The 14,663-nt window shown below is 30.0% G+C and carries 5 protein-coding genes and 1 riboswitch; all 5 genes read left to right on the top strand.

The window, feature by feature from the left end:
• Positions 1-119 precede the first annotated feature (119 nt).
• Positions 120-205: riboswitch (cyclic di-GMP riboswitch) on the top strand.
• 122 nt (positions 206-327) lie between these two features.
• The 5 genes from IC174_RS02730 to slpA all read left to right on the top strand — a co-directional run bounded on the left by IC174_RS02730 (position 328) and on the right by slpA (position 14,584).
• A complete protein-coding gene (locus tag IC174_RS02730; RefSeq protein WP_227482104.1) occupies positions 328-6,258 on the top strand; it encodes a M60 family metallopeptidase in 5,931 nt (1,976 codons plus the stop codon).
• 213 nt (positions 6,259-6,471) lie between these two features.
• A complete protein-coding gene (locus IC174_RS02735; protein WP_227482105.1) occupies positions 6,472-8,355 on the top strand; it encodes a cell wall-binding repeat-containing protein in 1,884 nt (627 codons plus the stop codon).
• Positions 8,356-8,723: 368 nt separating this feature from the next.
• Positions 8,724-10,325 carry a cell wall-binding repeat-containing protein gene (locus tag IC174_RS02740; RefSeq protein WP_227482106.1) on the top strand — a complete coding sequence of 534 codons (1,602 nt, stop codon included), beginning with the start codon at positions 8,724-8,726 and terminating at the stop codon, positions 10,323-10,325.
• A 217-nt stretch (positions 10,326-10,542) separates the two neighbouring features.
• Positions 10,543-12,141, top strand: coding sequence for a cell wall-binding repeat-containing protein (locus tag IC174_RS02745; RefSeq protein WP_227482107.1), 1,599 nt, complete (start codon positions 10,543-10,545; stop codon positions 12,139-12,141).
• Between the two features lie 289 nt (positions 12,142-12,430).
• A complete protein-coding gene (slpA, locus tag IC174_RS02750; RefSeq protein ID WP_227482108.1) occupies positions 12,431-14,584 on the top strand; it encodes an S-layer protein SlpA in 2,154 nt (717 codons plus the stop codon).
• Positions 14,585-14,663 lie beyond the last annotated feature (79 nt).

Here is a 14,663-nt window from a genome sequence, read left to right on the forward strand (position 1 = left end):
TATAATGGAAAATAACATTTATATTAATACAATAGTATAAATGTTATTTTTTTTAAATTTAGTGAAAAAAATTGTATCAAAAAGTTTAAATATAGTATAAAATGGGTAAGAAAGTAGTGAAAATTAAATGGCAAAATTAGGGAAACCTAATGACGCAAAACTATAGGGGTTAAAGCTTTTAAAGCCATATCAGCCAGTTGCTAAAAAGAGTAAAGTCTTTTTATTTTATAATTAAGATTCTCTTTGAGTGTCTTTTTTTATTGTCTGAAACTATAGTATTTAAATTCATGAGAAATTAGAAATTTATTGAGGGAGGATTGTTGTTTCATGAAAAAAGCAATATCTTGTGTACTAGCAGTATCAATGTGTAGTGCACCACTAAACGTTTTTGCAGAACCTATCTTAGAGGGGAAGTTAAGGGCAGTTGAAAAATCAGTTACAGAGAAGTTAAAGGGGAATCTTGAAGTAGATTTAAATTTTTCGCTTCCAATAAAAAATAATGAATCAGAAAGTATGACTAATATACAATTGGAATTAAAAGATGATAGTAATAATAGTGGAATAATAAATCTGGGAGAAAAAGATTCAGGAACATTAAATATTGGGGCAGATAATATAGAATATACTATAAAAAAACTATCTGCAAGTAGAAGTGAAATAAAAAATAAAGATGAAAATATATCATATTATAATATTGTATTTAATAATTTACCTGTTGGAAAATACAATGTAGAAGTCTCTGGAGGAGGATTCAAGAGTAAGGAAATTAAGGACATTGATATATCAAGTTATTCACAAAGAGTTTTGTTAAGTAATAGAGCAAGTGTTGATGATAAAAATAAACCTCTAAACTATGAACTATTCTTGATGGGCGATGTGAATAATGATGGTAAAGTTGATAAGAAGGATTATGAGGATGTATTGAAAAATATAAACTCAAATAAAAGTGAATATGATTTAAATAGAGATGGAAAGGTAGATATTGCTGACCTAGACTATGTTCAGAAAAATTTAGGGCAAAGTGAAGATGAAAAAAGCCTAGAGAGTATAGTATCTACCAATCCTATAGTAGATACAAGTAAAGTAACATTAGAAAAAAACAGTGATACAAATATTCAAGGTACTGTAGAGGATTTATTCAGTGGAGAGAATAGTGGAGTTAAAATATCTCCAGCAAATGCAGACGATAAGATATCAGAAGAAAAACCAGCAGTAATGGATATAGCTTTATTAGAAGCACTTGATATGGAAGTCATAAATATAAAAGCACCTGAAGGGAATGCTCCAGCAAAAGGAATAGTTGAAGTTACAGATAAAGATGGTAATGTTCAACAGGTTCCTTATGAAAATAAAGAATATGTAGAAACTTTAAAAGAAGAGCAGAAGCAAGAGGAAGTAAATAATGAGCAAGAAGAAACAAATAATAAAGATGAAAATATAGAGCAGTCTGATAATAATTTAGACAATAATCAAGAAGAAAAAAATGATAAAGAAGATTCAAATACAACTGATAAAGAAAACAACGATAAAGAAAATTCATCAACAGATAAGTCTGATTCAGACAAAGATACATCAAAACAAGAAGACAATATCAGCAAAGATGATAATTCTACAACATCTACATATGGTAGGTCAGCAGTAGAAACATATGCAGAAGTTCAAAATAGTGATATAGTAATAAATCTTGGTAAACAAGTAGCAGTAAAAAAGATAACAATAAAAATAACAGCTACAACAGCAAATGATAGAAATCTTGCAGAAATATCTAAAGTTGAATTTTTAAATAATGTTTATAAAGAAATACCAAAACCAGATATGAATATACCTAAAATCAATAAAATATCGACTAGTACTGCTGTTGGAAACGAAAAAGTATCTTTTTATTGGAATAATGAAGTAAATGTATCTGCATATGAACTTATATTAGATACGATTGACAGTAAAGGAAAAGTACTATCGACTAAAAAATTACAAACGAGTAAAAACACTATAGATGTAAGAGATATACAAGCATATGGATTATATAGAGTGAGCATACAGTCTTTAAATGGAGATTGGGCTAGTGGATATAAAGAGGCAACAGCAGAAAACTTAGATGGAGTCCCAGAAAATGTAGACTCAAACTATAAGCCTATACAATTTAGTCCAGACAGTATAATAGAATTTCAAGTTGTTCCAGATACAAAACCAGAACCACCAGAAGGTATAAATGTCAAAGGTAGATTTAAGGCTCTTGATGTAAGCTGGAAAAATCATAAGCAAGCTAAAGACTTTGATTTATATTATAGAGAAAAAAGTTCTAATGGCTCTTGGATAAAATATAATGACAAACTTATTCGTGGAACAAGTTTAAAAATAGAGGGGCTTAAGGATAATACAACATATGAAGTTAGAATGACAGCTACGAACCATTTAGGTACGAGTGGAATGTCTAAAACATATATAGGAACAACTGAGAGTGTTGATGCTCCAACAACACCTAACTATAGACTAATTAATACTCCTAAGTTAGATGCAGGTTTTGGGATACCAACAAATCATATAGTAGATGTTACTTATCCAGCTGGATATGATAAAAGTGAATATAGTGACAAAAATCCATTTAATAAATTTAATATAGTAGATGGAGATTTTACAACACATTGGACATTCCCAAAATATAATGCTGCTGAGGGAACAAATAGAGGTCCAATCATAACTTTTGATAAAGCTTATACGATGGATACTTTTATGGCTACCCCTCGTTTTGATGTTTCTGATAAGACAATCAATGACTTTGAAATAAAATACTGGGATGAAAATGGTCAAGTACATAATTTAGGAGATGTACCCTTTGAAACAAAAACAGACCCTGTAAATAATAATATATATGTAATGGTAAGATTAAAGGAACCAATAAATGCTACTAAGATACAAGTAAGTGTTTGTTCTTCTTATTCATATAAGTCTAATATATCAGAACTTAAATTCTATGAATATGACAGTATAGAAAAAGATGTAAGAAATCTATTTGTAGATGACTTACAAGTTGAATTAAAAGAAGATGTAACTCAAGAAAAAATAACAGAATTAAAAGATAGAATTAGTACTCCTGATAAAGTGAGTGGGGAATATCATCCATACAAGACAATTATTGATAGAGAATTAAAATTAGCTCAAGACTTATATAATGATAGAGCTACACTTGCTGATGTAACAACTGTAAATCAAGATATAAATGTTTCAGGAAAGTATAAAGATAAGAGTGGAAACTATACTGTTAAGTCCAATAATTTAGGTATGGGAAATGACTGGCAAGCATTGGGTGTAGCTGCTAGAGCTGGAGATGAAATCACAGTATATGTTGGAAGTAAAAGTGGTAGAACTCCTAAGTTAATATATACACAATACTATGGAGAGTCGGGTGCATATAAGAGTGGAGAAATAAATCTTAACACTGGTAAAAATGTAATTCAGTTAAGTAAGCTTCATAGTCTAGATGTAGAATGTGGAGGAAGCTTGTATATAAGATACCCTTATGATGCTCCAAGTGGTGGAGATATAAAAGTACGTGTAGCAGGAGCTACTAAGATACCACATCTTAACTTAAATGGAATGATAAATGATAAGAGCCCTGAAGGAGTTTCTGCATCTAAGAAAAAGATAAGAGCCTATATAGAAGAATTAGCTAAATATAAGAATGATATAAAGGGAGAGCCATATTATCCAGGAACGAATATTGGCAATTCATATGGATATTCAGAAACAACGGGTGTATTAAACACTACAGATATTGAAAGTGATAAAGTTACGTTAAATGTTCCTGCAACAGCTGTATACCAAGGAATATCAAGTGGAAATTCTGATTTAAATACACAAGTAGATAGATTATACAGTAGTATGCTTGCATGGGAACAAATAATGGACTTAATATACTCAGAAAGAGGAGTATTTAAGACACAAGATTTAGATGGAAATGGAACTGTAGATGATAATGAATTTGACATAACTAAAAATGATATGGCTCCTAAATCTCGTATGAATATAAAATATCAAAGAATGTTTATTGGAGCATTTATGTATGCTTCTGGTTTACATGTAGGAGTAGAATACGGTTCAGTTCCAGGACTTATGAATGGAGTACCTTTCCAGATAGATGCTACTGGAAAAGCTACAGGAGGAAGTTTGTTTGGATGGGGAATAGGTCATGAGATAGGACATGTTACAGACATTGGGAAGATGACATATAGCGAAACTAGTAACAATGTACTTGCTTTACTTGCTCAAACATTTGATGATAAGACACATTCAAGACTTGAAGGTTCAACAATGGACAAGATATATGAACATGTAACTTCAAACAGTGTAGGTATACCAAGTAATGTATTTGAGAGACTTGGAATGTTGTGGCAACTACATTTAGCTTATGATAATGATTTTACTGGTTCAATGCTAAAAAATAACTCAGATGCTGATTTAAGCAATGACACATTCTATGCTAAGATTTCAAGAAAATATAGAGCACTTTCAAGTGATGACCCAATAAATAATTTACCAAAAGACCAAATGTTAGTAGCAATGGCATCAAGTGTTGTTGAAAAAGATTTAAGAGATTACTTTAAAGCATGGGGAGTAGAAATTACACCAGAGTTAAACAGTATAATGGATGGTAAAAAGTACGAAAAAGAGTCTAGAAAGATACAATATATAAATGATGAAGCTAGAAGAAAGATTTTAAATGAAAATATATCTAGTATGGCAGAAGATACTAAAGTAAGTGCTGGTTTTGCTGATGGAGTACAAAGTGGTTCTCTAGTTAAATCTAATAAAATATCTATAGACCTAGATGTTGACAAAGACAAAGACAAGATATTGGGATACGAGATAATAAGAAGTGATGGAAACTACTTAGATGGTGAAAATGGAACTCAAGTAAAATATAGAACAGTAGGGTTTGTAGATGCAAAAGGAAATAGTCAAGCTAAATTTACTGATAATATATCTCCTCTTAATAATAGAGCATTTACATATAAAGTAGTTGCATACGATTATCATCTAAATCCAACAGATGAGTTTGAAATTGGTACTGTAAAATTATCAGATGAAGGAAAAATAAACAAATCAGCATGGTCATTTATAACAAACACTGTTTCTGATGGTGATGTTAGAACTGAAAATGACTCACATGGACCATTACAAAATCCAGAGATTGATAACATCAAGGATAATGATGCAAGTACTACATATAAAGGAAAAAGAATAAGTAAAGCTGAGTGGAACAAAGACCCTCAAAAAGACCCAGATATAAATGTAGAAGAAAATCCATATATAATAGTAGATATGAAGGAAACATTACCTATAGTAGGGCTAAAATATACAAAGCCAAAAACTGAAGCTAGAAAGTTCTCATTAAAAGGATTATTCAACCTTAGAAAGGATACTAGTACAACATACAATCCTTTAACTAATTACAAAATACAAGTAAGTAATGATAAAAAGAATTGGGAAGATGTTAGCCAAGGAACTTTTGAATATGGACAAGACTTAGTTGGTGGAGGAAAAGACCAAGATAATGAAGCTAGAGTTACATTTAATAAAGATGGTAAGCTTTGGACATACCAAGCTAGATATGTAAAACTAATATCAAACAATAAGTCTAATATAGAGGTTGCAGAACTTGATGTAATAGGACCTCCAGGTGACAATATAGAGATTGGAACAGTAAATAGTGTAGACCAAACTCGCACTAATGGAATTGGAAAATTAGCAGAAGACTATGTATATCAAAAGGATGACACTAATACGAGTGAAGATGAAACAGCTAAGATTCCAGCAGGTTCAATAGTAATTACAGGTGAATACAGTGGAAATCCAGCATTTAATTTACCATTACTTATAGATAAAAATAATAAAACTATCTCTGGGGAAGCACTTTTATTTGCAGAGGTACCAGAAAAAGGTGAATTAGGTGAAATAAGCAAAGGTACATGGGTTTACTATCTGCCAAAAGAAAGCTTTGATTCTTTAAGTGATAAAGTTAAGGCAGAATTATATAGATATAATGACCTTCAAGGAGATACTCCAATAGGTCAAAGATTTGTAAGTGATACAATGTATGTACCTGTGGAAGCTAAAACTTATGATGAGTTAAAGACGATAAGTCTTACTGATAGTAATAGTAAAGCGAGAAAAGCTACAAAGAATACTATTGATGTTAGCAATAAGAAGGTTATATCTATAAATAATAAAGTAAAAGGTAATATTGTCAGAGATAAATAAGTAATAGAAATCTAAAAAAAACTAAACATGCTAGTGCCAATAGTGGATATTTAGTAGGATTAGGTACTAGAAAAGTTTTAAAAGAGTAAGATGTTAAAAGTAAAGTATATATAATGTAACTATAAGTTTAGGGTAATTTATAAATTAAATATAAAAGCCAGATAGATAAAGGATTTTATCTATCTGGCTGATGGTAGATAAGGACGGGTGTTAATGAGTAAAGGAAAATCTCTTATAAGAACTATTGCAGTGTCAACTATGGCAGTAGCTGTAACTGGTAGTGCTACATGTGCATATGCTGCTCCAGTGTTACAAGGAACAAAGACATATGAAAAAGTAAATACTATAGATATATCTGTGGATTCAGTAGAAAATATAGTATATTCATTTCAAGCTAGTATAAAAGTACAAGGTGAGGTTGAAGTACTAGATAATGAGCCAGGTCAAAAGATTAAGTGGTCTGATAATATAGAAGCTCAGATAAAAAGTGGAAATGCAAATGCCAATTGTGTTTCAACATATGATAAAGCAAGTAATACAACAACATTAGATATATATGTTACATCAAATGAAGATTTGTTAGATGGAAATACATTAAATCTAGGAAGAATATCAGTAAAAAAATCTGGAAGTAATTCAAGTGCTAAGTATAAAATATTGGGTAATGGGGAAAATTCCAAACCAGCTTTAAAAATTGTAACTTACAACAATAAAACCGTTGATTATGAAAGTATAGATTCTAGTGAAAGTTTAAACTTTACTCTTATCAATGAGAATGAAGTAAAACCAATAGGAGGAACTGGAACTAGTAAAAACGATCCTGAAAAATATAAGGTTGAGAAAAGTGAATCACTTGAATATTTATTAAATAATATTAGAATAAACTATTCTGTTGTTAGTAAAGAAACAGAAGAAAGTGGTTCAAATATAATATTGAAGCTTGGATTATCACAAAAATCAAGTAAAGGAAGAAAAGCTACAATAAGTAAGTATGTTGAAGTTACACTTCCAAAAAGTTTAGAGTATGTAGTTGATAATGAGTTAGCTAAACCAGATGAATTACCACCAGACAATTCTGATGACAATAATAATGGTGGAAACAATAATTCAGGTGGTTCATCTGGAGGTGGTAACTCTGGTGGAGGAAGTTCAAGCGACTCTACATCTAATGTTACAGTAAAAAAATTAAAAGGTGCAGATAGATTTGAAACTGCTGTTAAAATATCTCAAAGTGGATGGACAAAGTCAGATACAGTTGTGATAGTAAATGGAGAAGACAGAAGTATGGTGGATGGGCTTACTGCTACACCACTTGCTAGTGTAAAAAATTCACCAATTCTTTTATCTTCAAATGATAAACTTCCTCAAAAAACTATAGAAGAGCTAAAAAGATTAAATCCATCAAAAGTAATTGTAGTAGGTGGAAATAACTCAATGCCAAATTCAGTTGTTGAAGCTATTAAAGGCATAAATTCAAAGATATCAGTACAAAGAATAGGTGGAGAAACAAGATATCAAACTTCTATTAATATAGCAAAAGAAATTGATAAGACAAATAATGTAAGCAAGTTGTATATAGGAGCAGGAAATGGAGAAGCAGATTCATTATCAATAGCATCATTAGCTGGAAAGGAAAAAACTCCAATAGTACTTACACAAAAGGATGGTGTAGATAATGAAGCAGAACAATTTATTAAATCAAACAAAGTGTCAAATGTATACTTTATTGGTGGAGTAGAAAAAATATCTAACAAGGCTATTGAGCAAGTTGGAAAAATAACGAATAAAGATGTGTCAAAAAATAGAGTTGCAGGTCAAAATAGACAAGAGACAAATGCTAAAGTAATAGATAAATTCTATTCTCATTCCAAATTGGATGGGGTTGTAGTTGCTAATCAAGATAAGCTTATAGATGCTTTGGCAGTTGGTCCATTGGCAGCTAAAAATAATTCGCCAGTTGTACTTGCTACAAATACGTTAGATAAATCACAAGAATCATCATTAAAAAATAAAAATTCATCTAAGTTGTTTGAAGTGGGTGGAGGAATAGCTTCATCTGTAGTAGATAAGATTAAGAGTTTAATTGAATCAAAATAAATATCAAAGTAAATATAAGTAAGTAAGTTTAAAATAAGAATGTATTTAGATATAAATCATATGTCTAAGTGCATTCTTATTTTTATTTATATTATCTTAATAATATTATGCTGGAATATATGTGAAAATTTAAGTAGAATTAAATTTAATTTGTAAAGTGATGTAAATTATTTTTAATAATGAAATATATCTTACAAATATTTAAAATATAACTAGAGATAGTTTTTGAATTTTTAATTAAATAAAATATTAATATATAGACGTAATATATTTATATAAGATATACTTTATAATATACAAAAAATAACAAAATAATAAAAAAAAGTAAAAACCATATAAATATAAAACATAAAAATCATCAGGGGGATATGAAAATGAATAAAAAAATATTATCATTAGGTCTAGCAGTATCATTAATCTTGGTAAACTTCAAAAGTGTAAATGCATCATCAGTAGTAGAAAAAATATATGGCAAAGATAGATATGAAACAGCAGCAAAGATAGCTGACAAACAAACTTATGAAACAGTTATTTTAGTAAATACAGAAAAATCTCTTGCAGATGGATTAAGTGCAAGTGGGTTGTCAGGTGCAACAAAAGCACCAATATTATTTACACAAAAAAATAAGATACCAACAGAGACAAATAAGTGTCTAAAAAATATCAAAAAAGCATACATAATAGGTACAGAAGATACTATAAGTAAATCAGTAGAAAAAGAGCTAGATTCTAAACATATAGAAGTAAAGAGAATTGGTGGAGAAGATAGGCTAAAAACAAGTTATCTAATAGCTAAAGAAATAGCAACTATAAAAAAGGTGGATAAGGTACTATTAACTAATGCCTACAGTGGAGAAGCAGATGCTATGAGTGTATCATCAGTAGCTACTAGAGATGGTGTTCCAATTATACTTACAGATGGAAAGAGTGTGCCTTTTGATGTCAAAAATGTTCAGTCCTATTGTATAGGGTCAGAGGAGATAATGAGCAGTTCTTTAGTAAAGAGCACAAATTCAGTTAGAATAGAAGGAACTGACAGATTTGAAACTAACAAAAAGGTAATAGAGTACTTTTATAAAAATGTAGAAGGATTTTATGTATCAGATGGCTATCAGTTGGTAGACGCTATAGCAGCTGCACCACTTACTAAAGATTCACCAATGGTATTAGTAAATGATGGTAGTGATAAGGTTGTATTAGAAGGAGCTAAATATATAACTTCTATAGGTGAAATGAATGAGAAGGTAATACAACAATGTATAAGTGCTTCAAAATCAAATGGACAACCTCCAATAATTACAGTGGGAAGTACAGAGATATATAAAGGCGAAAAATTTGACACTGGCAAGATGAATATAGTAGCTAAAGACAATACAGGAAATGTATTGCCAATAGAAATTAATGGGTTTATAGATACAAATAGAGTAGGTACATACATATTGACATTAAAAACTACAGATGAATGGGGAAAAAGTACAGAAAAAAGAGTAGAAATAAAAGTGTTAGATGATAAATCTCATGATTATAATAGCCCAGAATTTAAAAAAATGGTTTCTACTGAAATGTATAACTTAATCAATTCATATAGAAAAGAAAAAGGTAAAGAACCTTTGGTAGTGTCTAGTAAGTTAGAGGGGATGGCAAATGCATGGTCTAAGTATATGATGGACAATAAAGTTTTTGCACACTATATAGATGGTAAAAATGCTCCACAAGTATTTTCTGAATTTGGAATGAGAAGTGAGGAAAATATAGCTTATATTTATATAGATTCTAAAAATGTTCAAACGACTCAAGATGCAAAAGATTTGGCAAAGGCTATATTTGAAGTGTGGAAGAAGTCTCCTGAGTATAATGCAAATATGCTTAGTGATGAGTTTTATAGTACTGGGTTCGGACTTTATATATTGTCAGATGGACAAGTACATGCTACTCAAGAATTTCTAAACGGTAATGAAGGTAGCTTGTAAAAAATTCCAAAAATCTTGTCTTTTCATTAATTTACTGATATTATGAAATGAAAATCACATCTAAAGTACTTTTTGTAATCTGTTTTGTTATTGCTTTGTAGATTATGGTATTTTAGGTGTTTTTTATTTTAATAATTTATAAATTTTGAGGGAATCACTACTGAGGATGTAATTTATGATTAGCTGAATTATATAAAAGATTAGTAGGAGGAGTTCGATGAAGGTAGATAAGAGAATATTATCAATAGGATTGGCTGTAACTTTAATAATGGCAGGTAAACCAAATATTAATGCACTTTCAAGTATAGAAAAGATACAAGGTAAAGATAGATATGAAACTTCTGCTTTGATAGCAGATAAACAAAAATATGAAACAGTCATATTAGTAAACACTGATAACTCTATAGTAGATGGGTTAAGTGCAAGTGGATTGTCAGGAGTAACAAATGCTCCTATAATGTTGGTACAAAAAAATAAGATACCAACTGATGTAGAAAAAAGATTAAAAGATGTTAAGAATGCTTATATTATAGGGACAGAGGATACTATAGGTAAATCTGTAGAAAATCAACTTAATAATAAGGGGATTGAAGTCAAAAGAATTGGCGGAGAAGATAGAATAAAGACTAGTTATCTTATAGCAAAAGAAATATCTACTATTAAACCAGTAAATAATGGAGATAAGGTCTTTCTTGTAAATGGATATAGAGGTGAAGCTGATGCAATGAGTGTTTCTTCTGTAGCTGCTAGAGATGGAGTACCAGTGATACTTACGGATGGAAAGAGTATACCATTTAATGTAGATGATGTTCAGTGTTATTCTCTTGGCTCAGAGGAGATAATGAGTAATGAATTTGTTAATAAGACTAACTCTGTTAGAATTGCTGGGAAAGATAGATTTGAGACCAATAAAAAGGTCATACAACGTTTTTATAAAGGAACAAATAAATTTTATATTTCTCAAGGATATAAATTAGTAGATGCTGTAGCAGGTTCTCCATTAGCTAAAAATAGACCTATAGTACTTGTTGATGAGAGAAGTGATAAGAGTATACTTAAAGGATCTAAGGAAGTTACTTCTTTAGGAGGGATGGATAAAAAGGTTATTGAACAATGTATTGATTATGCATCTGATAAGAATACATTGCCTACAATAACTGCTAATAATATTGAAATGTTTGTAGGTGATAGTTTTAATAATAGCATGTTGAATATAGTTGCTACTGATTATCATGGGAATGAATTAATTCCTAATATTCAAGGGAAGGTTGATACAAAGAAAGCAGGTACATATGTTTTAAATATATATGCTATAGATAGTTTAGGTCAGAAGTGTGAAGTTAGTGTAAATGTTAAGGTTATTGTAAATACAAGTACAAAAGACCCTAATAGTTATGAGTTTAAGTCTATGGTGTCTGATGAAATGTATAATTTAGTTAATTTGTATAGAGCAGAAAAAGGCAAAAAGGTTTTAAAAGAATCAAAATCATTGTCTGGAATGGCAAATGCATGGTCTAAGTATATGGATGAGAAGAAAGTATTTGCTCATGAGATTGACGGAAAAAATGCAGCGGAAGTGTTTTTTGGGTTTGGAGCAAGAAGTGGTGAAAATATTGCATATTTACCTATGAATGTTAAGTCTGTTTATACTTCTAAAGATGCAAAAGAAATAGCTAAATCTATTTTTGATTTATGGAAGAAGTCTTCTAAATACAATGAGAATATGTTAAAAGATGAATTTTATAGCTTTGGATTTGGCATGCATGTTTCTAGTCAAGGTGAAGTTAATGCGACGATGGAGTTTTTGAATAGTTAGATTTTATATTAGTATTTATGTTATAAGGTGGATAAAGTTAATTTGAAATTAAAAATAAAATTAATGACAAGGAATGAATTATATAAAATATTTTAAAAAATAAAAAAATGTAAAAAAACAAATTAATTTGTTGGAAAAAACTTCAATTAATTTTGCATAAATTATTGAAATTATATTTTATATAGTCTATCATAAGAGTGTGAGAAGTATTTGGATTATATGAACATGGAAATTTAATGTACATAATTAAAGAGATGTAATTAATATAATGTTGGGAGGAATTTAAGAAATGAATAAGAAAAATTTAGCAATGGCTATGGCAGCTGTTACTGTAGTAGGTTCTGCTGCTCCAGTATTTGCTCAAACAGCTGTAGGAACTAAAGGATATACGGTAGTTCAAGATAAGTATGAAAAACTACTTAAAGATTTAAAAGCAGGTTTAACAAATGGAACAATATTAGAAATAAGTATATATTTTGATGGTGAATATATAACTGATGTAAAATCAAGTGATACTAAGCCTGGAGACAAGTTAGAAACACTTACTAAGAATCAACTTAAAGGTTTAGGTGATGGCAAGAAAGTAGAATTTGCAATTAATTACAATAAAACAGCAGAAGTTCCAGCTGCTAAATTAACAGCAAAAGATTTAGAAAATATAGTTGCTGACTTAGAAGCTAATAAAGAAAAGGAAATAATTAAAGCAGGAAATACTGATGGAACAACTAAAGGAATGGTGTCACTTGATACTGATTCAACTGCAGCTTCTGCTCTTAAATTAAAGGATATTGCAGATTGGGAAATAGTAGGTGATACACTTACAATTAAACCAAAAACTCTTGATACAAAATTAAGATATGGTATAGTTAAAACTGGTGCAACTGATGGTACAGATGTAAAGCAAATTAACTTATTTACACAAGAAACATTCAAAGTAGGAGAAGAAAAAACAGCAAAAAAAGTAGCTGATGGATTTGAATTTACTGAATCTTCAGTAACAGTGGGCGGATTAGGTTCAACTCCTACTAGTACTACTCCAGCTACTAAAGACACTACTACAGTTAGAGTAATAAAAGCTGTAGAAAAAACAATTGATGTTAAATCTAATTCAGCTACAAAAGCAAAAGATTTAGCTAAGCAGTATGTATTTAAAGATGACAGTCAAACTGAAACTGAGAATATAAGTTATATAGCTAAACATGTAAGTGATTATGCTGTTAAAAATTCTGATGGAGATCTTGAATTAATTCTTTATCCAGAAGGTAAGAGATTAAGTACTTTATCTGCATCTTCAACAGAAGGAACATTAGGTGATAATGATGCACCAGCTAAGATAGTATTAAAAGCTTCAAAAGAAAAAGATTTAGTTGATTATTTAGATGATTTAGTAACTTATAATAATAGTTATTCAAATGTACAAGAAGTTGCAGGTAGTGATAGAATAGAGACTGCTATAGAATTAAGTCGTAAGTTCTATAATTCTACTGATTCAAAAGCATTATATGCAAATCCTGTAAATAGTGTTGTATTAGTAGGTTCTCAAGCTATAGTTGATGGTTTAGTAGCTTCTCCTTTAGCAGCAGAAAAAGATGCTCCTTTATTATTAAGTTCTAAGGATAAATTAGATTCATCAGTAAGAGCTGAAATAAAAAGAGTTATGAAATTAGATTCTTCAACTGGAATAAGTAATAAAAAAGAAGTTTTCATAGCAGGTGGAGTAAATTCTATATCTAAAGAAGTTGAAAATGAATTAAAAGATATGGGTCTTAAGGTAACTAGATTATCAGGTGATGATAGATATGAAACTTCATTAGCTATAGCTGATGAAATAGATATAAACGATAAAGCTTATGTAGTAGGAGGAACAGGGTTAGCAGATGCAATGAGTATTGCTCCAGTTGCTTCTCAATTAAAGAATGGTGAAGCTACTCCAATAATCGTTGTGGATGGAAAATCTGACAAATTATCTAAAGCAGCTGAAGATTTCTTAGATGATGCACAAGTAGACATAATTGGTGGAGAAAATAGTGTTTCTGCTAAAATGGAAGATTATATAGATGATGCTACTGGAAAATCTCCAGAGAGAATCAGTGGCGCTGATAGACAAGCAACTAATGCTGAAGTTATAAAAGAATATTTTGATAAAGATTCTGTTAAAAATTATTTCTTAGCAAAAGATGGTTCTACTAAAGAAGATCAATTAGTAGATGCTTTGGCAGCAGCAGCAGTGGCTGGAAACTTTGGTGCTAAATATGATAATGATACTGTAACTGGAACTCCTTCTCCAGCTCCAATCTTATTAGCAACTGATAATTTATCAGCAGATCAACATGTAGCTATAAGTAAAACAGTTGATGGTGATGGCGCTAAAAACTTAGTTCAAGTAGGAAAAGGAATAGCTGATTCAGTTATAAGTAAATTAAAAGATTTATTAGATATGTAATATAAGTTTTATATATTGAAAAAGGTTTCTCTTTTGAGAAACCTTTTTTAAAAAAAGAATATGTACAAATAAAAAAGAG

The sequence above is a fragment of the Clostridioides sp. ES-S-0001-03 genome, from assembly GCF_020676075.1.
Lineage (GTDB): Bacteria > Bacillota > Clostridia > Peptostreptococcales > Peptostreptococcaceae > Clostridioides.

Bases quoted from the DNA above. Each gene is read 5' to 3' on its own strand.
- IC174_RS02730 (WP_227482104.1), top strand. From the start codon at position 328: ATGAAAAAAGCAATATCTTGTGTACTAGCAGTATCAATGTGTAGTGCA.
- IC174_RS02735 (WP_227482105.1), top strand. From the start codon at position 6,472: ATGAGTAAAGGAAAATCTCTTATAAGAACTATTGCAGTGTCAACTATG.
- IC174_RS02740 (WP_227482106.1), top strand. From the start codon at position 8,724: ATGAAAATGAATAAAAAAATATTATCATTAGGTCTAGCAGTATCATTA.
- IC174_RS02745 (WP_227482107.1), top strand. From the start codon at position 10,543: ATGAAGGTAGATAAGAGAATATTATCAATAGGATTGGCTGTAACTTTA.
- slpA (WP_227482108.1), top strand. From the start codon at position 12,431: ATGAATAAGAAAAATTTAGCAATGGCTATGGCAGCTGTTACTGTAGTA.